Annotated in this window: 19 protein-coding genes and 2 pseudogenes; 12 read left to right on the top strand and 9 right to left on the bottom strand. The window is 61.0% G+C overall.

The genetic code is table 11. The annotated features are described in order from the left end of the window. The first annotated feature begins 36 nt into the window (after positions 1–36). Positions 37–990, top strand: a complete 954-nt coding sequence (locus tag ACZ0A4_RS27655; protein WP_008082147.1) for an adenosine deaminase — start codon at positions 37–39, stop codon at positions 988–990. Positions 991–1,112: 122 nt separating this feature from the next. Here ACZ0A4_RS27655 and ACZ0A4_RS27650 read toward each other — a convergent pair whose 3' ends face one another. From ACZ0A4_RS27650 to ACZ0A4_RS27640, 3 genes are all read right to left on the bottom strand, one after another. Beyond that, positions 1,113–2,495, bottom strand: coding sequence for an MFS transporter (locus tag ACZ0A4_RS27650; protein ID WP_463577122.1), 1,383 nt, complete (start codon positions 2,493–2,495; stop codon positions 1,113–1,115). Positions 2,496–2,620: 125 nt separating this feature from the next. Continuing rightward, positions 2,621–3,355, bottom strand: a complete 735-nt coding sequence (locus ACZ0A4_RS27645) for an ArsR/SmtB family transcription factor (RefSeq protein WP_463577120.1) — start codon at positions 3,353–3,355, stop codon at positions 2,621–2,623. A gap of 317 nt (positions 3,356–3,672) precedes the next feature. Continuing rightward, complete coding sequence (locus ACZ0A4_RS27640; RefSeq protein ID WP_463577118.1) at positions 3,673–4,602, bottom strand: LysR family transcriptional regulator; 930 nt, start codon at positions 4,600–4,602, stop codon at positions 3,673–3,675. Between the two features lie 119 nt (positions 4,603–4,721). Between ACZ0A4_RS27640 and ACZ0A4_RS27635 the strand changes: the two genes are divergently transcribed. From ACZ0A4_RS27635 to ACZ0A4_RS27625, 3 genes are all read left to right on the top strand, one after another. Continuing rightward, a complete protein-coding gene (locus tag ACZ0A4_RS27635; protein WP_463577116.1) occupies positions 4,722–5,015 on the top strand; it encodes a putative quinol monooxygenase in 294 nt (97 codons plus the stop codon). Positions 5,016–5,047: 32 nt separating this feature from the next. Beyond that, positions 5,048–6,061: a zinc-binding alcohol dehydrogenase family protein gene (locus tag ACZ0A4_RS27630; protein WP_463577115.1), complete on the top strand. Its 1,014-nt coding sequence runs from the start codon at positions 5,048–5,050 to the stop codon at positions 6,059–6,061. A gap of 153 nt (positions 6,062–6,214) precedes the next feature. Further along, complete coding sequence (locus tag ACZ0A4_RS27625) at positions 6,215–6,388, top strand: hypothetical protein (protein ID WP_007914687.1); 174 nt, start codon at positions 6,215–6,217, stop codon at positions 6,386–6,388. 6 nt (positions 6,389–6,394) lie between these two features. Here the strand turns inward: ACZ0A4_RS27625 and ACZ0A4_RS27620 are convergent, their stop codons facing one another. Then, positions 6,395–7,597, bottom strand: a complete 1,203-nt coding sequence (locus ACZ0A4_RS27620) for a multidrug effflux MFS transporter (protein ID WP_463577113.1) — start codon at positions 7,595–7,597, stop codon at positions 6,395–6,397. 89 nt (positions 7,598–7,686) lie between these two features. Then, complete coding sequence (locus ACZ0A4_RS27615; RefSeq protein ID WP_463577112.1) at positions 7,687–7,884, bottom strand: cation transporter; 198 nt, start codon at positions 7,882–7,884, stop codon at positions 7,687–7,689. Positions 7,885–8,031: 147 nt separating this feature from the next. Between ACZ0A4_RS27615 and ACZ0A4_RS27610 the strand changes: the two genes are divergently transcribed. Then, positions 8,032–8,415 carry a hypothetical protein gene (locus ACZ0A4_RS27610; RefSeq protein WP_122606389.1) on the top strand — a complete coding sequence of 128 codons (384 nt, stop codon included), beginning with the start codon at positions 8,032–8,034 and terminating at the stop codon, positions 8,413–8,415. Between the two features lie 9 nt (positions 8,416–8,424). On the opposite strand, the pseudogene ACZ0A4_RS27605 reads toward ACZ0A4_RS27610, so the two are convergent. Further along, a pseudogene (locus ACZ0A4_RS27605) lies at positions 8,425–8,517 on the bottom strand (metal ABC transporter ATP-binding protein); the annotation flags it as partial. A gap of 93 nt (positions 8,518–8,610) precedes the next feature. On the opposite strand from ACZ0A4_RS27605, the gene ACZ0A4_RS27600 reads away from it, so the two are divergent. Together ACZ0A4_RS27600 and cueR are read left to right on the top strand one after the other, a co-directional pair. Then, positions 8,611–11,004, top strand: coding sequence for a heavy metal translocating P-type ATPase (locus ACZ0A4_RS27600; protein ID WP_463577110.1), 2,394 nt, complete (start codon positions 8,611–8,613; stop codon positions 11,002–11,004). After that, positions 11,001–11,414, top strand: a complete 414-nt coding sequence (cueR, locus tag ACZ0A4_RS27595) for a Cu(I)-responsive transcriptional regulator (protein WP_025111722.1) — start codon at positions 11,001–11,003, stop codon at positions 11,412–11,414. The genes ACZ0A4_RS27600 and cueR overlap by 4 nt, the downstream gene beginning before the upstream one ends. On the opposite strand, the gene ACZ0A4_RS27590 is transcribed toward cueR, so the two are convergent. Both ACZ0A4_RS27590 and ACZ0A4_RS27585 read right to left on the bottom strand, forming a co-directional pair. Further along, a complete protein-coding gene (locus tag ACZ0A4_RS27590; protein ID WP_463577108.1) occupies positions 11,368–12,576 on the bottom strand; it encodes an MFS transporter in 1,209 nt (402 codons plus the stop codon). The two genes, cueR and ACZ0A4_RS27590, sit on opposite strands and share 47 nt — an antisense overlap. A 334-nt stretch (positions 12,577–12,910) precedes the next feature. Next, on the bottom strand, positions 12,911–13,807 hold the full coding sequence (locus ACZ0A4_RS27585) for a PA4780 family RIO1-like protein kinase (RefSeq protein ID WP_007914672.1): 897 nt from the start codon (positions 13,805–13,807) through the stop codon (positions 12,911–12,913). Between the two features lie 447 nt (positions 13,808–14,254). Between ACZ0A4_RS27585 and ACZ0A4_RS27580 the strand changes: the two are divergent. Together ACZ0A4_RS27580 and ACZ0A4_RS27575 are read left to right on the top strand one after the other, a co-directional pair. Then, positions 14,255–15,343: pseudogene (locus tag ACZ0A4_RS27580) on the top strand (cache domain-containing protein); the annotation flags it as partial. A gap of 90 nt (positions 15,344–15,433) precedes the next feature. Then, positions 15,434–16,201: a methyl-accepting chemotaxis protein gene (locus ACZ0A4_RS27575; protein ID WP_416221716.1), complete on the top strand. Its 768-nt coding sequence runs from the start codon at positions 15,434–15,436 to the stop codon at positions 16,199–16,201. A 259-nt stretch (positions 16,202–16,460) separates the two neighbouring features. On the opposite strand, the gene ACZ0A4_RS27570 is transcribed toward ACZ0A4_RS27575, so the two are convergent. Beyond that, positions 16,461–17,738, bottom strand: a complete 1,278-nt coding sequence (locus ACZ0A4_RS27570) for an acetyl-CoA C-acetyltransferase (protein WP_463577107.1) — start codon at positions 17,736–17,738, stop codon at positions 16,461–16,463. A gap of 253 nt (positions 17,739–17,991) precedes the next feature. Between ACZ0A4_RS27570 and ACZ0A4_RS27565 the strand changes: the two genes are divergently transcribed. The 3 genes from ACZ0A4_RS27565 to ACZ0A4_RS27555 all read left to right on the top strand — a co-directional run bounded on the left by ACZ0A4_RS27565 (position 17,992) and on the right by ACZ0A4_RS27555 (position 22,044). Beyond that, the gene (locus ACZ0A4_RS27565; RefSeq protein ID WP_463577106.1) at positions 17,992–19,344 is read left to right on the top strand and encodes a 3-oxoacyl-ACP reductase; all 1,353 of its coding nucleotides are present in this window, start codon (positions 17,992–17,994) and stop codon (positions 19,342–19,344) included. A gap of 2 nt (positions 19,345–19,346) precedes the next feature. Next, positions 19,347–20,201, top strand: coding sequence for a MaoC family dehydratase (locus ACZ0A4_RS27560; RefSeq protein ID WP_463577104.1), 855 nt, complete (start codon positions 19,347–19,349; stop codon positions 20,199–20,201). A 298-nt stretch (positions 20,202–20,499) separates the two neighbouring features. Further along, positions 20,500–22,044 (top strand): collagen-like triple helix repeat-containing protein, encoded by a 1,545-nt coding sequence (locus ACZ0A4_RS27555; protein WP_463577103.1) that lies wholly within the window; start codon positions 20,500–20,502, stop codon positions 22,042–22,044. The last annotated feature ends 26 nt before the right edge of the window (positions 22,045–22,070 follow it).

Here is a 22,070-nt window from a genome sequence, read left to right as displayed (position 1 = left end):
GTAGAATGCCGTCATTGCACCTGATGAGAAAAGAATATGTACGACTGGCTCAACGCCTTGCCCAAGGCTGAACTGCACCTGCACCTGGAAGGCTCGCTGGAGCCCGAGTTGCTGTTCGCTTTGGCCGAGCGCAACAAGATTGCCCTGCCGTGGAATGACGTGGAAACCCTGCGCAAGGCTTACGCCTTCAACAACCTGCAGGAGTTCCTCGACCTGTATTACCAGGGCGCGGACGTGCTGCGCACCTCGCAGGACTTCTACGACCTGACCTGGGCCTACCTGTTGCGTTGCAAGGCGCAGAACGTGATTCACACCGAACCGTTCTTCGACCCGCAGACCCACACCGACCGGGGTATCCCGTTTGAAGTGGTGCTCAACGGCATCGCGGCGGCATTGAAGGATGGCGAGCAGCAACTGGGCATCACCAGTGGTTTGATCCTCAGCTTCCTGCGCCACCTCAGCGAAGAAGAAGCCGAGAAAACCCTCGATCAGGCGCTGCCGTTCCGTGACGCGTTTGTCGCGGTCGGTCTGGACAGTTCCGAGATGGGCCATCCGCCGAGCAAGTTCCAGCGCGTGTTTGATCGTGCCCGTCACGAAGGCTTTCTGACCGTCGCTCACGCTGGCGAAGAAGGCCCGCCGGAGTACATCTGGGAAGCCATCGACCTGCTGAAAATCCAGCGCATTGACCATGGCGTACGCGCTATCGAAGACGAGCGTCTGATGCAGCGGATCATCGACGAGCAGATCCCGCTGACCGTGTGTCCGCTGTCGAACACCAAGCTTTGCGTGTTCGATCACATGTCCCAGCACAACATTCTCGACATGCTCGAGCGTGGCGTGAAGGTCACGGTGAACTCCGATGACCCGGCGTACTTCGGTGGTTATGTGACCGAGAACTTCTACGCGCTGCATGAGCATTTGGGCATGACCCAGGATCAGGCCAAGCGTCTGGCGCAAAACAGCCTGGATGCGCGACTGGTAAAACCGTAAGCAACACTGCATAACCCATGTGGGAGCGAGCTTGCTCGCGAATACGGTCTGTCATTCAACGAATGATGTTGTTTGATACACCGCTTTCGCGAGCAAGCTCGCTCCCACAGTTGGTTTAGGGTTCAGCCAATAACTTCTGCTTCAGTCAGCTCTTCCAGGGTTTTCCCCCGCGTCTCCATCCCGAACAACCACACCACCCCCGCCGCAATCGCAAAACACGCCGCGCCCAGCGCAAACACCCCGCCCTGCCCGGTTATCGGGAACACCAGCCCGGTCACCAACGGCCCGAGCAATGAACCGACGCGGCCAATCGCCGAGGCAAACCCCGAGCCGGTTGCGCGCGCGGAAGTCGGATACAACTCCGGCGTGTAGGTGTAAAGCACCGCCCACATGCCGAACAGGAAAAACTGCATCAACAATCCGGTACTGATCAGCAGCGCCACGTTGCCGCCGAACACCGCGCTCTGCCCATACAGAAACGCCATCACCCCGCCGCCGAGCAACGTGACGATGCACACCGGTTTACGCCCCCAACGCTCGACCAGCCACGCCGCCATGAGAAATCCGGGGATCCCGCCAAGGGATATCAGCACCGTGTAATACACCGACTGCGTCACGGCGAAACCTGATTGTTGCAGCAGCGCGCTGAGCCAGGACGTCAGACCATAAAATCCCAGCAGCGCAAAGAACCACAGACTCCAGATCATCGTCGTACGCTGGCGATACTGTGGCGACCAGATCTGCTTGAGCGCCGAGAAGAAGTTGCCCGGCGGCGTCACCGTGCGCGGCAGACGAATCGGTTGCGGCAATGCCGCGCCGCCCAGCGAGGCACGCACCCGCGCTTCGATCCCGTTCAACACTTTGTCCGCTGCGTCATCGCGTCCGGCCTGCTCCAGCCAGCGCGGTGACTCGGGAATGAAAAAGCGGATCGCCAACACAAACACTGCCGGCACTGCCAACACCAGAAAGATGTCGCGCCAGCCAATCAACGGCAGCAGAAAGTAGGACAGTACGCCGGCCGCCACGAAACCGAGCGGCCAGAAACCATCCATCAACGCGATGTAACGCCCGCGTCGTTGCGCCGGAATCAGCTCGGACAACATCGACTGGGCGATCGGAAACTCCATGCCCATGCCAATTCCCAGCAAGATGCGGAACAGCGTCAGCGTCTCGACCGTTTGCGCCGTCGAGCACAGATAACTGGCCACGCCCCACAACACGATGCTCCACTGAAACACCGGTTTGCGCCCGAAGCGATCGGCGAGCATGCCGGACAGCGACGCCCCCAGCACCATGCCGAAGAAGCTCGAACTGGCGAGCAGGCCCGCTTGTGCACTGCTCAGACCGAACTCGGCTTTGATCGAGCCGAGCAGGAACGTCATCATCGCCAGGTCCATGGAGTCGAAGAAAAACGCCAGGGCGATGATGATGAAAATGATCCGGTGATAACCGCTGATGGGCAGTCGTTCCAAACGTTCTGCTGCGCTATAGCCGTGTGTGTCCATGCCGCCTCCCCCATCCGAAATGTCCCCGGATCGAGTGTGCGCGATAGCGACACGGCGTTCGTGCTGGATGCGACCTGTTCGCAGCCGTGGACGACGCCAGAATGCTGACGTCGAATGCGAGTGCCCTACAACGCCATTTCCAGCTCGGTTTCCCTGGCGAAGCGGTGCAGTTCCCGTTGGCCAGTGGCCGTCAATTGCAAGGCTCTTGAGTCGTTGGGCAGTGTCAGCCAACCGGACTGCATGAACAGTTGCAACAACGCCGCGCCGAGTGAGCCACCCATGTGCGGACGGCGCTCGCTCCAGTCCGGGCAAGCGCACGCCACTTGTACGTTGCGATGAGCCAGCGCCTGAATGAACACGCCGCGCCCGGCCAACAATTTCGCTCCTTTGTGGGTCACCACGACGCGTTGTTCAAGCTGCTCGATCCAGCCGGCATCGAGCAGCCGCTGATACAGATCCGCCGCCAGCGTGCCGCCGAGGTGGTCATCGCAAAAACGCGCACGCAACAACGAAGACGGCGCAGTCTGCGGTTTGGCCATGGGGGTGGTGCGTTTGAATACTTCGGGAATTTCCCTTGGAGCACTGGCGATGGTCGCGCTGGCCAATGCTTCTATCGCGGCCCCGACCTCCGGTGCCGAGAGACGGAAAAAGCGTTTGCGACCACGGACTTCGACCTTCAACAGACCACCCGTGGAAAGCCGCGCCAGATGTGCGCTGGCCGACGACGGCGACAGCCCTGCCAGTAGCGCAAGCTCCTCGGTTTGCCGGGCCGAGCCATCCATCAACGCCCACATCATCGCGCTGCGCTTGGGGTCGGCCAGCAGCGTGGCAATCTGGCTGATGCAAGGTGCATGTTCCATGTGTTCACTCCCTGTTGAATCGTATCGTCTACTGCTCGGAGACATCTTGGCCGGTAATGAGTCATCGGCCAAGACGCGAAAATCGCCATGAACCGGGGCGAGGCAAGCCGCTGACGCAGCCTGCTCCGGCACAGAACCCGCAGCAGTTGCGCGACCGTCACTCGAAGACTGGCGACGCGATGCGTGGGTCTCCGGGCCGGGGTGTCGGTGCTGGCATGAGGCGGCCGCTAGTATAAGCGGGTTAGCTCCCGCGTCCCGCGCCGGGGCCTGCACAGGTGGTGATTGTTCCTGACAGAAATTTCTCTATTTACCTGCGACTAATGATCAACTTCCGAAAAAACGGGAAATTGACTACTCAATTCAGCGCATCGGCTGGCGAGCATTTCCCTCAGAAGGTTCACCGGCTTACTCAATTGGGCGCGATGGGCGCACAGCAAATTCAGCGGTGCGCGCTCACAAAGGAGCTCTGGCAGCAGTACTTTGAGCCGCCCGGCGAGCACATCGGCACCCACGTCCAGCCACGACTTGTAGGCAATCCCGGCGCCGGCCACCGCCCACAGGCGCACAACGTCGGCGTCATCGCTGAAACGGTCACCACTGACGGTCAGACCGACTTCACGTTTACCGTCGTGAAAACTCCAGTGGTCATGAACCCGGCTGCCGAGCATGTACAGCAGGCAGTTGTGCTGGGCCAATTGCTCAAGCTGACGTGGTTCGCCGTGCCGGGACAGATACGCCGGCGAGGCGCACAGCACACGCCGGTTATGCGGGGCGATGGGTAAGGCGACCAGACTTGAGTCTTCCGGCTCGCCATAGCGCAAGGCGACGTCCACCGGTTGCCGAAACAGATCGGCGATGCGGTCGCCAAGCAGCAAACGCACGGTCAGCTTCGGGTGCTCGCGCTGGAACTCATCGAGCCACGGCAGCAACAGGTTGCGGCCGAAGTCCGAAGGCGCCGACAACTGCAACACCCCGCTGACCTGATCCTGCCCGCTGGCCAACAGACGCCGGCCTTCATCGAGGTTGCTCAGTGCCGCACGCGCATATTCAAGAAAGCCTTCGCCCTCGGCCGTCAGGCGCAGACTGCGGGTCGAGCGAGCGAGCAAGCGCGCACCGAGCTGCTGTTCTATTCGCTTCAACGCCGCACTGGCGACGGCTGCAGACATGTCCATGACCCGCGCGGCCGCCGAAAGACTGCCCAGATCCGCCGCCCGGACAAACAACTGCAAGTCGTCAAAACGCAGCATGCTCAGCCTCGATTATCAAAAAAATATTGAAAGAGACTACTCTTTTAGCCGGTTTTATCTTGTAGAGAAATAGCCAATCATCGCTCCATCGCATTCATCCCGCTTCTCTGGAGCCGAGCATGTCCCATCCGTTCACCGCTATCGCCACCCTGATTGCCAAACCGGGCCAACAGGATCTTCTTGAACAGGGCCTGCGCGCACTGGTTGAACCGAGTCGTGCCGAAGAAGGTTGCAGCCAGTACGACTTGCACCGCGATCTCGCCGACCCACAGGTGTTCTATGTGATCGAGCACTGGGCCAGCGAAGCGATTCTTGAAGCGCACAACGCCAGCGCGCATTTCCAGCACTTCCAGGCCAGCGCCGGCCACAGCATCGAACACTTCCAGCTCAAGCGCCTCAGCGCGATTGCCTGATCCCTTCTGCTATTACCTTTACGGAGCCACTCATGAAAGCCATCGCCTATTACGCGTCCCTGCCGATCAGCGACGCCAAATCCCTGCAAGACATCGAACTGCCAGAGCCGGTCGCCGGCCCGCGCGACCTGCTGGTGGAGGTCAAAGCCATCTCGGTCAACCCGGTCGACACCAAAGTGAGGCAGAACGTGGCGCCGGAAAACGGCGCGGCGAAAGTGCTGGGCTGGGACGTTGCCGGTGTGGTCAAGGCTGTTGGCAGCGAAGTGACGTTGTTCAAGACCGGCGACAAGGTCTTTTACGCCGGCTCCATCGCCCGTGCCGGCGGCAACAGCGAACTGCACGTGGTGGATGAGCGCATCGTCGGCCATATGCCGCAATCCCTCGGTTTTGCCGAAGCCGCCGCGCTGCCGCTGACCGCGATCACCGCGTGGGAATTGCTCTTCGAACGTCTGCAAATCCGCGAAAGCAAAACCAATGAAGACCAGCGCCTGCTGATCGTCGGTGCGGCCGGCGGGGTTGGCTCGATCCTCACGCAATTGGCCAGGCAATTGACCGCTCTTGAAGTCATCGGCACTGCGTCCCGCGAGCAGACCCGCGATTGGGTCAAAGAACTGGGCGCCGACCTGGTCATCGATCACAGCCAACCGCTGAGCGAAGAGCTCAAGCGCGCCGGGATCGACAGCGTGACCCACGTTGCCAGCCTGACCCAGACCGACCAGCACCTGGATCAACTGGTCGAGGCGCTGGCGCCGCAAGGCAAACTGGCACTGATCGACGATCCGAAGTCGCTGGACATCAGCAAACTCAAGCGCAAGAGCCTGTCGCTGCACTGGGAGTTCATGTACACCCGCTCGCTGTTCGAAACGCCGGACATGATCGAGCAGCACAAACTGCTCAATCGCGTGGCTGAGCTGATTGATGCCGGGACGTTGAAGACCACGGTGGGCGAGCATTTCGGCACGATCAATGCGGCGAACCTGCGTCGCGCCCATGAGCTGCTGGAAAGTGGCAAAGCCAAGGGGAAAATTGTTTTAGAAGGTTTCTAAGATCAAAAGATCGTAGCCTTCGGCAGCTCCTACAGTGGCTGCCGGGGGTTTTTTGCCGTCAGTCCGATGCTTGACCGTTGTCACAATCGCGATCGTATTCAGGTCTACAATCGAAGCCTCTGCGATACATCTTTTACGCAAGGGAGGTCAGCAATGAAGATCCTGATAAAAGAAGTGGCAAAGTCTCAATGGCAGGTTCGTCTGGACCAACACGCCGTGACATTCCGCAGTGAAGCCGAAGCATTGGCCTTCACCCGCACCCTCGAAGCGCGACTTTGCGCGCCCCATCAGATTCCCGACCGCAGCCAGCAGCGCGCCGCCGGCTGAGGCTTTTTATACCTCGGCCTGAGCTTGCGCCAAAGCCCGGGCATTCTGCAGACGGCGGGTGAGCAGCGCCACGCACACCACCAGCAAACCGCACAGACTGATGACCATGGCCATCGGCACGGCGGTGCCGTCGTGCAACACCCCCACCAGCGCCGAAGCGCCGGCGGCGACACTGAATTGCATGCAGCCGAGCAGCGCCGAAGCACTGCCGGCCCGTGCGCCCTGCCCGTTCATCGCGCAAGCGGCGGCGTTGGGGCTGATGCAACCCAGGCTCGATACGCAGATGAACAGTGGAATCAGCAGCGGCCACAAGGATTCGGTGTGCATTGCGCTGACCGCGAGCAGCGTCAGCCCGGCAGCGAAATACACCCACACCGCCCGCGACAACAGGAAGGCCGGGCCACGTTTGGCCAACAGCCGCGCATTGACCTGCGCCACCAGAATGAAACCCGCCGCGTTGGTGCCGAACAGCCAGCCGAAATGTTCGGCCGGCACTCCATACAGTTTGATGAAAATGAACGGCGAGCCGGCGATGTAAGCAAACATCCCGGCGATGGCGATGCCGCCGGTCAGGGCATGACCGAGGTAAACCCGATCCTTGAGCAAGCGCCCGTACTGGCGCAGTGCGCCGGACAACGGCTGGCGCGGCATGTGCGCGGGCATACTTTCCGGCAGCCCCAGCGCCACGGCCAATCCGGCCAGCGCACTGAACCCGGTCAGCACCAGGAAGATCGACTGCCAGCCTGTGGTATTGACCAGCAGACCGCCGAGCATCGGCGCCAGAATCGGCGCCAGGCCCATCACCAGCATCAATTGCGAAAAGACTTTCGCCGAGCCCACCGCGTCGCATTTGTCACTGACCACGGCCCGCGAAATCACCATCCCCGCACAGCCGCCCAATGCCTGGACGAAACGCGCAGCGATAAGCCATTCGAGGTTTGGCGCATAAGCGCAGGCCAGGGATGCCAGGGTGAACAGCGTAAGGCCCACAAGTAACGGAATACGTCGGCCAAAACGATCCGCCACTGGGCCATAGGCCAGTTGGCCGATGGACAAGCCGGCGAAATACGCCGCCAGCGTCATCTGCACGTGTTTCTCGTCGGTGCCGAACGCCAGCGCCATCGAGGGAAATGCAGGTAAATAGAAGTCGATCGCCAAGGGCCCGAAGGCGGTCAAGGCACCGAGAATCAGAATGGTACGGAAGTTCATCAGGCATCCAGGTTGGCAAGTCGGCAGCCCGACAGTCTAGCCGCGCCCGGACGCCTTGAACATTCCGATAGCTCGCTAACTATAAAACTTCAGACGGGTTTCACTGCGTAGCCTTCTTCACTGATGACCTCAATCACCTGCTCGGCGCTCAGCGCACTTTCGACGCCGACCTCTTTCGCGGCCAGGTCGACACGCACACTGGCCGCCGGGTCCTTGGCCTGCACGGCATTGGTGATGGCTTTAACGCAGTGACCACAGGACATGCCTTGAACATTGAACACTTGCATGGAATGACTCCTTTGAGTGAGGTTGCCGGCAGTTTCGAGCTTGCCACGATGGCAAGGTCAAGTTCTTGAATAAACTGCCGGGCTGGCAATCGGCGCCGCGCTCGGCCAAGCTGTGTACATCAATGACTCGATTCAGGAGATTCAGCCATGCGCTGGTCAGCTTTCAGCCTGTTTGGCTTTCTCAGCCTCTTTGCCGCCGTTCCTCAAGTGCAAGCTGCCGGAGAGGATTACGGCGTTCTGATCATTTCCCGCGAGCGCCTTGAAGTGGCAACCTCCTGCGAAATCGGTGTGTATATCCAGGATCAGCTTTCGGCGCGCCTGTTTCAGGAACAGAGCACGTCTTTCAACCTGCCACCGGGCACTGTATCGCTGCGTTTGAAACTGCTGCCGGGGCAAGTACCGGGTTGCAATCCAGGCTTGCTCGCACCGGGCTCGCAGGAAATAAAACTGCAAGCGGGCGATGTGCAGAAGTACCGGATAGCGATGACGCAGGAAGGCATGTACCTCAAGCGCGCCGATCTCGGCTATTAAGCAAATCCAGACCTGTGGGAACGAGCCTGCTCGCGAATACGGTGTGTCATTCAGCGATGATGTTGACTGACCCGTCGCTTTCGCGAGCAGGCTCGCTCCCACAGTTGGTTTTGCGGCGCGTCAAATAATGGCGCTTGACCTTGCCCGCATGGCAAGGTTGATCCTTGTAGGCATCTACTACAGGGAGTAAGACCGATGTCCGATTCCATCATGTTCGATCTGCCGATTGCCGGCATGACCTGCGCCAGTTGCGCTGGCCGTGTCGAGCGAGCGTTGAGCAAAGTCAGCGGCGCCAGTGCTGTCAGCGTCAATCTTGCCACCGAGCAGGCCCGCGTGCAGGCGCCGGGTGACAGCCTGCCGGCCTTGATGGCGGCGGTTGAGCGCGCCGGTTACAGCGTGCCGCAGCAGACAATCGAATTGAATATCGAAGGCATGACTTGCGCCTCGTGCGTCGGTCGCGTCGAGCGTGCCCTGAATAAAGTCCCCGGGGTGAAAAGCGTCAGCGTCAATCTCTCCAACGAACGCGCCCACCTCGAATTACTCGACCATGTTGTTCCCCAAACCCTTCTCGACGCCGTCACCAAGGCCGGATATTCGGCCAGCGTCTGGCAAGCCGAACACCCGCAAACCGATAACCAGCAACAGAAGCTGAAACATGAGCGCTGGGCGCTGATCTGCGCGATCGCTCTCGCCCTGCCCCTGGTGGCGCCGATGTTGCTACAACCGTTTGGCATTCACTGGATGCTCCCGGCCTGGGCACAATTTGCCCTCGCCACGCCGGTGCAATTCATTTTCGGTGCACGCTTCTACGTCGCCGCGTGGAAAGCCGTGCGCGCCGGCGCTGGCAACATGGACTTGCTGGTCGCTCTCGGCACCAGTGCCGGTTATGGTTTGAGCCTTTACGAATGGGCCACCGCTGCCGGGCGCATGCCGCACCTGTATTTCGAAGCGTCGGCAGTGGTTATCGCTTTGGTGCTGCTTGGCAAATACCTGGAGAGCCGCGCCAAACGCCAGACTGCCAGCGCCATACGCGCGCTGGAAGCGTTGCGTCCAGAGCGGGCGATTCAAGTGACCGACGGACGCGAGCAGGATGTCGCCATCAGCGCGTTGCGCCTGAACGACCTGGTTCTGGTCAAACCCGGCGAACGCTTCCCGGTCGATGGCGAAGTCATCGAAGGCCAGAGTCATGCCGATGAAGCGTTGATCAGTGGTGAAAGTCTGCCGGTACCGAAACAGCCGGGCGACAAAGTCACCGGCGGCGCGATCAATGTTGAAGGGCGCTTGCTGGTGCGCACTCAGGCGCTCGGTGCGGAAACCGTACTCGCGCGGATCATTCGTCTGGTCGAGGACGCTCAGGCCGCCAAGGCACCGATCCAGAAACTGGTGGATAAAGTCAGCCAGATCTTCGTGCCGACGGTGTTATTGATTGCCGTGGTGACACTGATCGGCTGGTGGCTCTACGGCGCGTCAATCGAAACGGCGCTGATCAATGCGGTTGCTGTTCTGGTCATCGCTTGCCCATGTGCATTGGGTCTTGCGACGCCGACGGCGATAATGGCCGGCACCGGCGTAGCGGCGCGCCACGGCATTTTGATCAAGGACGCCGAAGCACTGGAGCGCGCCCATGAAGTCAGCAGTGTGGTGTTCGACAAGACCGGCACGCTGACTTCCGGCACGCCGCGCATCGCCCATTTCAGTGCGGTCGATGGTGATGAAAACCACCTGCTGAGATTGGCCGGCGCACTGCAGCGCGGCAGCGAACACCCGTTGGCCAAAGCAGTGCTGGATGCAGCCGCCGAGCGCGGCCTGACGGTGCCCGATGTCAGCGACAGCCAGTCGCTGACCGGTCGTGGCATCGCCGGCAGTCTCGATGGTCGACGTCTGGCGCTGGGCAATCGGCGGATGCTCGAAGAAAGTGCTTTGAGCGCGGGCAACCTCAGCGAATCTGCCCAGGCATGGGAGGCCGAGGGCCGCACCCTGTCGTGGTTAATCGAACAAAGTCCTGAACCGAAAGTACTCGGTTTGTTCGCCTTCGGTGACACCTTGAAACCCGGCGCACTGGAAGCCGTGCAACAACTCGCCGCCCGGGATATCCACAGCCATCTGCTCACCGGCGACAATCGCGGCAGTGCCAAAGTCGTCGCCGAAGCCTTGGGCATCAGCAATGTCCACGCCGAAGTGCTGCCAGCCGACAAAGCCGCGACCGTCACCGAGCTGAAAAAAACCGGTGTAGTCGCCATGGTCGGCGACGGCATCAACGACGCTCCGGCCCTCGCCGCTGCCGACATCGGCATCGCCATGGGCGGCGGCACCGACGTGGCCATGCACGCGGCGGGCATCACCTTGATGCGCGGCGATCCACGGCTGGTGCCAGCGGCGCTGGAAATCAGCCGCAAGACTTATGCAAAGATCCGTCAGAACCTGTTCTGGGCCTTCGTCTACAACCTGATCGGCATTCCGCTGGCGGCGTTCGGCTTCCTCAATCCGGTGCTGGCCGGTGCGGCCATGGCGCTGTCGAGCGTCAGTGTGGTGAGCAATGCGCTACTGTTGAAAACCTGGAAACCCAAGGACCTGGAGGAGCACCGATGAACATCGGTCAAGCAGCCAGACATAGTGGCCTGAGCGCGAAAATGATCCGCTATTACGAGTCGATCGGCCTGCTCAAAGCAGCCCATCGCACCGACAGCGGTTATCGGGTCTACGGTGACGATGACCTGCACACGCTGGCATTTATCAAGCGCTCGCGGGACCTGGGCTTTTCGCTGGAAGAGGTCGGCAAACTGCTGACCCTCTGGCAGGATCGCCAACGGGCCAGCGCCGATGTAAAGGCCTTGGCGCGCCAGCACATCGACGAGTTGAATCAGAAGATCCGCGAACTCGGCGAGTTGCGCGACACCCTGCAAGACCTCGTCGAGCACTGCAACGGCGACCACCGCCCCGACTGCCCGATCCTCAAGGAACTGGCCTCGGGCTGCTGCGCGCAACCCGCCCGCGCTTGAGCGCCAACAGCTTCACCGTGAGCAATGTGCCGAGGGGAATGCCGTGGAACAGCATGACCACGGCCCCCGGCGTCCACCACGCGTAGAACGGCGCGGCGATCAGCATGCCGATGCCGAATCCGGTCATTTGTAGCAAGGTCAGGACGCTGAAAATCGGCAGACGCAACTGCTCGGGTTCGCGTTGCAGACGCGACATCAGCCCGACTTCGGAAAAACCGTCACCGAGCCCCGCCGGCAAGGAAAACAGCAGCAGACCGTAGAGGCTGTGTTGCTGGAACATCAGGATAAAGCCGCAGGACATCAGCGCCACGCCGAAGAAAAACCGTCGCTCCAGATGAATGTTGTCCGAGCCTTCGAGACGGCTGGCGATTCGCGCACCCAGCAGTTTGCCGCTGGCCCACACCGCGAGCATCAGACCCAACGTGGTGCTCGCCGATTCCGGCGTGAGCAGTTTGGAGATGATCGGGAAGCCGACGTTGTGTGCGGCGCTACCCAAGGTGTCGGCCATGGTCACCGCGAGCATCGCGGCAATCACCGGTGCAGAGCGCAGGCCTTGCTTGAGTGCGGTCCATTCGCCGCGTTCGGGTGCTTCGTTGACTGTGGCTGGCGCGAATCGCAGCGGCACAATCAACAACGCAGCCAGCAGATAGGTCAGCGCATTCAGGGCAAACACCGTTTCAAAGCCAAAACCCGCGACCAGCAAACCTGAAACCAGGCTGCCACCGACCATTGCGGCGGATGACGCCGAGGTGATCCAGGCGTTGGCCTTGAGCAATTGATCAGCGGGGATCAGACGCGGCAACTGGCTGTTGAGGCCGATGGCAAACATCGAATTGCCCAGGCCCAGACCGAAGGCAATCACCGGCAACAGCATGGCTTGCTGGCTGACGGGCACGATCAACAGCAAACCGAGCACGCTGGCGCGCAGCAGATCGAACGCGATCAGCGGTGCGCGTCCGCTGCATCGACGGTAAAACGCGGTGCCGATCAGACTGGCAAAGATCCCCCCGCCGACGCGACTGGCGAGAAAGATTCCGACACTCATGGCGCTGTTGCTCAGCAGGTAGACGTAGGTGGCCAGCGCGACCATGTTGAGGAAGGCGCCGAAATCGGAGATCAGTCGAGCGGTGACGATCAGGTGGGTGTTGCGGCGGGTGGTCACATTCAGTCCTTGAGTGTGGTTGGAGCGGTGGACAGTAGACTTGAATTTGCGGGGATCCGAAAGAGGCCCTCACCCTAACCCTCTCCCGGGGGGAGAGGGGACTGATTGGGGGATGCTGGGGAGATACGCCGACCTGAAATTTCTTTACCGAATCCAGACAAGTCCAAATGCTGACCTCATCCGATCCATAATCGACTCGGTATTTCAGGTCGATGTATAACGCAGTTCACCTCGGTCAGCCCCCTCTCCCTCCGGGAGTGGGCTGGGGTAAGGGCTTTGGGGGCTTCTGATTCAAACAAAAAACCCGGCCGAAGCCGGGTTTCTCGTCAAGCAATCACTGCATCCACGGTGGTGGCGGTGGTTCGTCGGACTTGCCTTTCGGCTCGTCGTCCGCCGCGCGGATCGCCTGCTTGCGTTCCTCGTCGAGGCGCGCCGCTTCGATCTCGCGCAACACCCCGCCAACATCGGCCAGGTCTTCCGGATCATCGAACTCACCGGTCAGCACACTGTTCGGGTGCAAGGTGCCGGCTTCGTACAGCGCCCACATTTCCTTCGCGTACTTGGTCAGTTTCAATTCCGGCGCAAAGCGACCGAAGTACGAAGCCATGTTGCCGACATCGCGCTCCAGCATGCTGAACGCGTGGTTGTTGCCGGCAGCATCGACGGCCTGCGGCAGGTCGATGATGACCGGGCCGGTCGGCGTCAGCAGCACGTTGAACTCCGAGAGGTCACCGTGCACCAGACCGGTACACAACATCAGCACGATCTGCGAAATCAGGAACGCGTGATACTCGCGCGCCTGATCCGGCTCCAGCACCACGTCGTTCAGACGCGGCGCAGCGTCGCCGAATTCGTCGGCGACCAGTTCCATCAGCAGCACGCCATCAAGGAAGTCGTACGGCTTGGGCACGCGCACCCCGGCACCGGCCAGACGGAACAGTGCCGCCACTTCGGCGTTCTGCCAGGCATCTTCGGTCTCTTTGCGACCGAACTTGGAGCCTTTTGCCATTGCGCGAGCCTGTCGGCTGTTGCGCACCTTGCGGCCTTCCTGATACTCGGCCGCCTGGCGGAAACTGCGTTTGTTCGCCTCCTTGTAGACCTTTGCGCAACGTAACTGATTGCCGCAGCGCACCACATAAACAGCTGCTTCTTTACCACTCATCAGTGGGCGCAGCACTTCGTCGACCAGACCGTCCTCGATCAGGGGTTCAATGCGTTTTGGAGTCTTCATCAGCTTTTATTGTGGGTCCTTTATTACCAAACACGCGAATGTCACTCGTTATACGGCAATCCTCGCATCACGGGGAAGGGTTGCCGACCTGTGAACGTTGAGAATGCACACACTGTGCCGGATTGAACAGGGCCAACTCTGCGCTCGCGCATCGACCGTGGGGAATCATAGCCGAGGCCGTTGTACTTGTTGGTACATGTCTTCAAGGGCATTTGCGACAGAATCTGACATCCGGCTGATAACCCTTCGGAAGATTTTCGCAAAGTCGCCTCAATTTCCCTGTTTTGCAGCCGAAGCCCTCAATGACAGAGGGATTTGTCCGACAATCGTTCAAAAACAATCAGCGATGCCGTACTCAGGGAAACGGGTGATTCACAACGTTTTCGGCTGCCAATAAACCACAAGTCATCTGCACTGCGTGGGCCTACAAGAAAATCTGGAGCGCGGATGAACATCAAACAGAAATTGACGTGGGCGTTTGCAATCATCGCCTGCTTGCCGGTGGTGCTGGTCGCGACCCTGGTGGTGATGAACTTGCGCAGCGATGCCCGGGACAGCTTTGTCGACAGCAGCGGCCGCGAGATCCGTCAGGTCAGCAATGCCATGCAGCTGTTTTTTGACGGCATCAGCCAGAACGTCGATTACCTGGCGTCGCAACCGCTGATCAAAAACACCGACGACAGCCTCAAGACTTACATGAGCGGCAACGCCGAATCCATCCCGCAGGGCGAGATGGACAAAAAGGTCTTCGCGTTTCTCCAGGATCTGGGCAACGCCCACCCGGCTTACGCCTACGCCATCGTCGGCACCGCTGCCGGCGGATATGTGTCGTGGCCGGACGACCCCAAACTCAACAACTACGACCCGCGTCAGCGGCCGTGGTACAAGGCCGCCCAGGCCAAACCGGGCAAGCCGTTCCGTACCGCCGCTTATTACTGGGCGCAGGACGATGCAACCTACGTCAGCACCGTGCGCACCATCGACAACAAACTCGGCAGCAATGGCGGCGTGGTCAGCATTGACGTGACGCTCAAGCAGCTCACCGAGATCGTCAAGCAGATCAAACTGGGCGAAACCGGCTACCTGATGCTTCTGGAAAACAGCGGCACGGTGCTGGTCGATCCGAAGCAGCCGGAACACAACTTCAAGCCGCTGGACAGCCTCGGTGAAGGCTATGCACAACTGGCCAAGGCCGGCAAAGGTCTGGTGGAGGTCGAGCTTAACGGTGAGCGCTATATGGCCAACGTCTGGCCGTCGGAGCAATTGGGCTGGACCTTCGTCGGCCTGATCAAGCAGAGCGATGTAATGAGCGCCGCCACGCAACTGACCTGGCTGATCGCGATCATCGCCGCCGTGCTGGCCGTGCTGTTCGCCGTGGTCGGCGCCAGTTTTGCCAGCCTGATCGTACGCCCGATCCGCAGCGTTGCCAGTGGTCTGGAAGGCATCGCGCAGGGCGAAGGCGACCTGACCAAAAACCTCGACATCCGTGGCAACGATGAAACCGCGCAACTGGCTAACTGGTTCAATCAGTTCCTCACCGCGATTCGCAACCTGATCCAGCACATCGGCGGCGCCGCCGGGAAAATCCTCGCGACCTCGCAGAGCTCGACCCGAGTCTCGAGCGACATGGCCGAAGCGGCCGGGCGTCAGCGCGAAGCCGTCGACATGGTCTCGACCGCGTTCCACGAAATGGTCGCCACCGCCAACGAAGTCGCGCGCTCGTGCAGTCAAGCGGCGGACTCGGCCGACAGCGGCCAGCGTCAGGCCCGTCAAGGTCAGCAGCAGATTGATGCGGCGGTAAACAGCGTCGACCAATTAAGCCAGGAGCTGGAGCAATCGGCGCAGTCGATGCAGCAACTGGAGCGCGACAGCAATGATATCCAGTCGATCCTCGGCACCATTCGTTCCATCGCCGAGCAGACCAACCTGCTGGCGCTCAACGCCGCCATCGAAGCAGCGCGCGCCGGTGAGCAGGGCCGCGGTTTTGCCGTGGTCGCCGATGAGGTGCGCGCCCTGGCCAAACGCACGGCGGATTCAACGGCGGAAATCGACGGTTTGCTCGGCAATCTGGCCAAGCGCACCAGCCAGGTCACGCAGCAGATGCACGCCAGCCTGCAGGTGTCGCAGCAGTCGGTGACGCGCATCGGCGAGGCGCGCGAGAGTTTCGGGCAGATCCGCGAGTCGGTGGACGTGATCCGTGACATGAACACGCAGATCGCCACCGCCGCTGAAGAACAGCATCAAGTGGCTGAGGACATCAATCGGCACATCAGCCAGATTCACGGGGATGCGCAGTTGGTGGCGGAACTGGCCAACTCGGCGCGTCTGGATTCGCAGAGTCTGGCGGGATTGTCGAATGAGCTGGATGGGTTGGTCAGACGGTTTCGTACCTGAGATTGTTGCGACCTCAACAGCCACCCTCATCGGAACGCCGCCCGCCCAGCCCTCTCCCGAAGGGAGAGGGGGCTGACCGAGGTGTCTGGCGTTATACATCGACCTGAAATACCGTGTCGAATATGGCTTGGCAGAATTCTCCAAATCAGTTCGATTCCGGATTCAGCACAACTCTCTCAGGTCGGTGTAACTCTGAAGCATCCCCCAATCAGTCCCCTCTCCCTCCGGGAGAGGGCTAGGGTGAGGGGCTCTTCAAGCGTCAGCGTTCGATAATGGCAGTGACGCCCTGCCCACCCGCCGCGCAAATCGAGATCAGCCCCCGGCCCTTGCCCGCCGCGTCCAGCAATTTCGCCAGGTTCGCGACGATGCGCCCACCGGTCGCCGCAAACGGATGCCCGGCCGCCAGCGAACTGCCCTTCACATTGAGTCGACTGCGATCGATAGAGCCCAGCGGCGCGTCAAGGCCCAGACGGGTTTTGCAGTATTCGGGATCCTCCCAGGCCTTCAGTGTGCATAGCACCTGCGCCGCAAACGCTTCATGAATTTCGTAGTAGTCAAAATCCTGCAGGGTCATGCCATTACGCGCCAGCAGCCGTGGCACGGCATACACCGGCGCCATCAACAGGCCTTCCGTTCCGTTGACGAAATCTACCGCCGCCGCCTCGCCATCGCGCAGATAAGCCAGGATCGGCAAGCCGCGCTCTTTCGCCCACTCTTCACTGCCGAGCAATACCACCGACGCGCCATCGGTCAGCGGCGTGGAATTGCCCGCCGTCAGCGTGCCTCTGGCGCTTTTTTCGAACGCCGGTTTCAGCGTCGCGAGTTTTTCCAGGGTCAGGTCCGGGCGCAAATTGTTGTCGCGAGTCAGACCAAGGAACGGCGTCATCAAGTCGTTGTGCCAGCCTTCGCTGTAGGACGCAGCCAGCTTGTGGTGACTTTCGAGAGCCAGCTGATCCTGCTCTTCACGCGGGATGTGCCAAGTCTGCGCCATCAGCTCACAGTGCTGGCCCATCGACAGGCCCGTGCGCGGTTCGCCGTTGCGCGGAAATTCCGGGATCAGGTGTTGCGGCCGCAGTTGCAGAAAGGTTTTCAGCTTGTCGCCGGTGGTTTTGGCGCGGTTGGCTTGCAGGAGAATTTTGCGCAGGCCCTCGCTGACACTGATCGGCGCGTCCGAGGTGGTGTCGACACCGCCGGCGATGCCGCAGTCGATCTGGCCGAGGGCGATCTTGTTCGCCACCAGGATCGCCGCTTCCAGGCCAGTGCCGCAGGCTTGCTGAATGTCGTAGGCGGGCGTCGCTGGTGACAGGCGCGAGCCGAGCACGCATTCACGGGTCAGGTTCATATCTCGTGACAATTTCAGCACCGCGCCTGCCACCACTTCGCCAATGCGCAGGCCGTGCAGGTTGTAGCGTTCGATCAGGCCTTCGAGGGCGGCGGTGAGCATCGCCTGATTGCTGGCCGTGGCGTACGGCCCGTTGGAGCGGGCGAAGGGGATACGGTTACCGCCAATGATCGCGACGCGGCGCAGCTGACTCATGAATGACTCCTTAGAAAATTTCGGGTTGAAACAATCCCTGTGGGAACGAGCTTGCTCGCGAGGAGCGCGGCACATTCACCCATTTTTCTGACTGATACGACGCCTTCGCGAGCAAGCTCGCTCCCACAGGGTCCGCGCATATCTGCAAGACCTGCTAAACCTCAGTGTCTAGCGTAGGCCTTATTGCTTGGATCGAACGATTGATTGCCATCGACAGTCCACACTTTGAACCCCAACTTCTGGAGAGCGTTCCATGTCTGACCGCTATATCGACTTCGCCAATTCGTCCATCGGCCATCGTCTGGTCGGGGCGCTGGGCCTGCCGTCGCCGGTGCGACTGGAACGCTGGCAGGCCGGGCGCCTGCGACCGGTTGAAGGTGCACTCCTGATCGGCGGCGGGCCGCTGGCGGAGCGCGTCAACGCTTTCGCCAACCGTTTGACCGAGAGTATCTACCGCTACGGCGAGCAACCGGCGACCGCCACCGAATGGATTCCCGGCCACGGCCCGAAACTCAAAGCTGTGGTATTCGACGCCAGTGAATTACTGCACACCGACCAGCTCAAACAGCTGCGCGAATTCTTCCAGCCGTTGATGAAGAATCTTGAGCACAGCGCCCATCTGGTAATTCTTGGTCGTGCGCCGGAAACCCTGACTGACCCGTTTGCCGCGAGTGCGCAGCGAGCGCTGGAAGGGTTTTCCCGTTCGCTGGCCAAAGAGCTGCGCAGCGGCGGCACGCTGCAACTGATCTACGTCGGCGACGGTGCGGAAGATCAACTGGAAGGTCCGCTGCGGTTTTTCCTCTCGCCGAAAAGCGCGTTCGTGTCCGGACAAGTCATTCGCCTGACAGCTTGTGCGACGCCAGTGACTGACTGGACGCGGCCACTGGCCGGGCGCAAGGCGCTGGTCACCGGTGCTGCACGCGGCATCGGTGCGTCCATTGCCGAAACGCTGGCCCGTGATGGCGCCGACGTGATCCTGCTCGATGTTCCCCCAGCCAAAACCGATCTGGAAGCCCTCGCCGCGCGCCTCGGCGGTCGTGCGATTACCCTCGATATCTGCGCCGAAGACGCCGCCGCGCAACTGGTCGAACACCTGCCTGACGGCCTCGATATTCTGGTGCACAACGCCGGTATTACCCGCGACAAAACCCTGGCCAATATGACCCCGGAATTCTGGGACGCTGTGCTGGCGGTCAACCTCAATGCCCCGCAAGTGCTGACCAAAGCCCTGCTCGACAGCGGCACGCTGCACGATGACGCGCGGGTGATTCTGCTGGCTTCGATCAGTGGCATCGCCGGCAACCGTGGGCAAACCAACTACGCCGCGAGCAAGGCCGGGCTGATCGGTCTGGCGCAGGCCTGGGCGCCCACGCTGCTGGCACGCGGCATCAGCATCAACGCCGTCGCGCCTGGTTTTATCGAAACGCAGATGACCGCACACATTCCGTTCGGCCTGCGCGAGGCCGGGCGGCGCATGAGTTCGCTCGGTCAGGGCGGCTTGCCGCAAGACGTCGCCGAAGCGGTCGCGTGGCTGGCGCAACCAGGCACCGGCGCATTTACCGGGCAAGCGCTGCGGGTCTGTGGACAAAGTGTTCTGGGGGCTTAGGCATGAGCATCGAATGGCACACGCTGGATCGTGAACCGAGTCTGCCCAGGCTGTACGCACGGGCGGCGACTCGTCGCAAAATCACCTGCACACACTTGCCTGACGGCGGCTTGCGCTGTTGGGTCGATGTCGATGGCAAGCGTCTGGCGGCTTATCGCAAGGTGTGCGGATTCGTCGATGACGGCCTGCTGCCACCGACGTATCCGCACATCCTCGCCTTCGCCTTGCAGATGCAATTGCTCACCGCCAGGGAGTTTCCGTTTCCTCTGTTGGGGTTGATCCATCTGAGCAATCGCATTCGCGTGTTGCGACCGATGGGCGGGATCGGTCGGGCACAGGTGAGCGTGCGCGTGATGAATCTGCAAGCGCATCCCAAAGGTGCGACGTTCGATCTGCTGACCACGCTGGATGACCAACTCGGGCCGTTGTGGGAAGCCGAAAGCCAGATGCTCTGTCGGGGCGTGAAGCTTGAGGGCGAGGCTGTCGAGCAAACCTGGGAGCCCTCACAATTGCAGGCGGAAGTGGCGCGCTGGAAAGCCCCGGCCGATATCGGTCGGCAATACGCCAAAGTGTCCGGAGACTACAACCCGATCCACTTGAGCGCGGCGAGTGCAAGGCTGTTCGGCTTTCCAACAGCCATCGCCCATGGTCTGTGGAACAAGGCACGAACACTCGCGGCGCTGAGCGATCATTTGCCCAAGGCCAACTTCGAAATCGCCGTGCACTTTCGCAAACCGGTGCGCCTGCCCAGTGAAGTGACGCTGCTGGCGAGCGCCGTGGGGGCCAGTGGTGAGTTGCGCCTGGTCGGTGCACAAGAGCTGGAACACATGGTCGGGCAGTGGCAACCGATTGCCTGAGCACCCGGAACACCGTTAATTGTGTGTATATCACTTAAGTTTTTCCCGCCCTCTCCTCCTCCGCCGAAAAACCCCGGGCCTTGATTATCAAGGCCTTTTTTTGCGTGGCTATCACCTGGGTATTAGTTCTTAGGCACTGAGTTTCGCCTTGTATATAAGGCGTTAATACCAACTTGAGAATGGTCTGAAACCTGCTCCTGGACTGAGATTGAGCACAACGGGCGAAGGCATCACCGGCAACAGACCGGCGAGCCATCGAATACAACGTACGTTGTGACAGGTGCAAGGAATCTCGATCATGAAAACTCAAGACGTGTGGTGCAAATCAGCAATCGCTCTGGCATTGATTTTCTCCCTTGGCCTCGCCGGCTGCAGCAGCGGCGGTGGCGGCCATCACAGTAGCTCCGGCAGTTCGTCGGCGGACGGCACCGCTGGCACTGGCGGTACATCGGGTACTGGCGGCACGGGTGGCACTGGTGATACCGCAGGCACTGGCGGGACCGGAGGCACGGGCGGTACTGGCGGAACCGGTGGCACCGATCCGACCAACCCGACAAATCCAACGGATCCGACCAACCCGACCAATCCAAACCCTACGCCGTTGGTGACCACCACGCTGGTGCAGGATGTCGGCACCACCGTGGCCGGTGTTGGCGATGGCGTCGGCCAGATCGGCGACTCCCTGAGCAGCGTTCCGGTGGTCGGTGGCGTGGTACAGAGTGCGGCCAGAACCGCCGGCAATGTCGTCACTACCCTGGGTGATGGCATTGGCAACGGCGTCGGCAAACTGGCCACCGACCCTAATGGCCTGACCACCACCGTGGCCTCCGTCGGCGGCGTGGTCACGGATGTCGGCAATGGCGTCTCCGACCTCAGCGGCAAACTGGCAACCGCCACGAGCAGCGTGCCGGTGGTCGGCGGAGTCGTCACCAAAGTCGCGCCGCTGCTCGATGGTGTCGGTGAGAAAGTCACCATGCTCGGTAATACCCTCGACACCACGCTGACCAGCGGCCCGACCAGTCAATTGACCAATAAACTCGGCGGTAGCCTGGTGCCTGTAATCGCCATGGTCGAAAGCACAACAGACAAAATCGGCGATGCAACCGGCCTGGGCGACCCGCTCAAAGGCGTGGTGGCGAAAGTCGGTGGCGCCGTCGATGGCCTGGGTGACAAGGTCACCGATGCCGGTAACGGCAATGCCGTGACGAATACGCTCGGTGGCGCCTTGAGCAATACCGGCACAGCGGTCGGCAAGGCTGGCGGTCTGGTGTCCAACGGCACAGGTTCAGGCACTGGCGGCGTGGGCGGCGGCCTCGGTGGAACTGGCCTGCTGCAAACGGTGGGCGGCGCAGTGGTCAACGTCGGCGCAGGCTTGAATGCCGGTAATACCAATGGCGTGGTCAGTGCCGGCGGTGTCACTGCTGTTGGCTTGGGCAACACCGTCGCTTCGCTCAACACCGTACTCGGCGGCTCGGGTTCACCGATCACCGCAACGACTTCACCACTGGCCACCGCTGGCGGCGTGTTGGGCAACGCTCTGAATCCGGTCACCAGTGGTGTCACCAACTTGACTCAGCAAGTCGGCGGCGCCACCGGTCTCGGCTCGCCTGTCGCAGGTCTAACCGGTCAGGTCGGCGGCGCTGTCAGCAATATTGGTGGCGCGATTGCCGCCACCAACAACCCGGTCACCACAGCAGTCGGTGGTCTGGTCAGCAACGTCGGCGGTACTGTCGCCGCCGTCGGTGGACTGGTCAACGGCGGTGCCAGCGGGGGCACTACCGGAGGCGGTCTGGGCGGTGTACTCGGTGGTCTGACTGGCACCCTGGGAGGCAACAAACGCTAAATTGCACCTGGCCGATTCGACGGCCT

The organism is Pseudomonas sp. AC172, assembly GCF_979258595.1.
This window is presented reverse-complemented; position numbering and strand designations above follow the sequence as displayed.

Bases quoted from the DNA above. Each gene is read 5' to 3' on its own strand.
- ACZ0A4_RS27600 (WP_463577110.1), top strand. From the start codon at position 8,611: ATGTCCGATTCCATCATGTTCGATCTGCCGATTGCCGGCATGACCTGC.
- ACZ0A4_RS27615 (WP_463577112.1), bottom strand. From the start codon at position 7,884: ATGCAAGTGTTCAATGTTCAAGGCATGTCCTGTGGTCACTGCGTTAAA.
- ACZ0A4_RS27645 (WP_463577120.1), bottom strand. From the start codon at position 3,355: ATGGAACATGCACCTTGCATCAGCCAGATTGCCACGCTGCTGGCCGAC.
- ACZ0A4_RS27630 (WP_463577115.1), top strand. From the start codon at position 5,048: ATGAAAGCCATCGCCTATTACGCGTCCCTGCCGATCAGCGACGCCAAA.
- ACZ0A4_RS27640 (WP_463577118.1), bottom strand. From the start codon at position 4,602: ATGCTGCGTTTTGACGACTTGCAGTTGTTTGTCCGGGCGGCGGATCTG.
- ACZ0A4_RS27575 (WP_416221716.1), top strand. From the start codon at position 15,434: ATGGCCGAAGCGGCCGGGCGTCAGCGCGAAGCCGTCGACATGGTCTCG.
- ACZ0A4_RS27610 (WP_122606389.1), top strand. From the start codon at position 8,032: ATGCGCTGGTCAGCTTTCAGCCTGTTTGGCTTTCTCAGCCTCTTTGCC.
- ACZ0A4_RS27560 (WP_463577104.1), top strand. From the start codon at position 19,347: ATGAGCATCGAATGGCACACGCTGGATCGTGAACCGAGTCTGCCCAGG.
- cueR (WP_025111722.1), top strand. From the start codon at position 11,001: ATGAACATCGGTCAAGCAGCCAGACATAGTGGCCTGAGCGCGAAAATG.
- ACZ0A4_RS27555 (WP_463577103.1), top strand. From the start codon at position 20,500: ATGAAAACTCAAGACGTGTGGTGCAAATCAGCAATCGCTCTGGCATTG.
- ACZ0A4_RS27565 (WP_463577106.1), top strand. From the start codon at position 17,992: ATGTCTGACCGCTATATCGACTTCGCCAATTCGTCCATCGGCCATCGT.
- ACZ0A4_RS27585 (WP_007914672.1), bottom strand. From the start codon at position 13,807: ATGAAGACTCCAAAACGCATTGAACCCCTGATCGAGGACGGTCTGGTC.
- ACZ0A4_RS27625 (WP_007914687.1), top strand. From the start codon at position 6,215: ATGAAGATCCTGATAAAAGAAGTGGCAAAGTCTCAATGGCAGGTTCGT.
- ACZ0A4_RS27620 (WP_463577113.1), bottom strand. From the start codon at position 7,597: ATGAACTTCCGTACCATTCTGATTCTCGGTGCCTTGACCGCCTTCGGG.
- ACZ0A4_RS27635 (WP_463577116.1), top strand. From the start codon at position 4,722: ATGTCCCATCCGTTCACCGCTATCGCCACCCTGATTGCCAAACCGGGC.
- ACZ0A4_RS27570 (WP_463577107.1), bottom strand. From the start codon at position 17,738: ATGAGTCAGCTGCGCCGCGTCGCGATCATTGGCGGTAACCGTATCCCC.
- ACZ0A4_RS27650 (WP_463577122.1), bottom strand. From the start codon at position 2,495: ATGGACACACACGGCTATAGCGCAGCAGAACGTTTGGAACGACTGCCC.
- ACZ0A4_RS27655 (WP_008082147.1), top strand. From the start codon at position 37: ATGTACGACTGGCTCAACGCCTTGCCCAAGGCTGAACTGCACCTGCAC.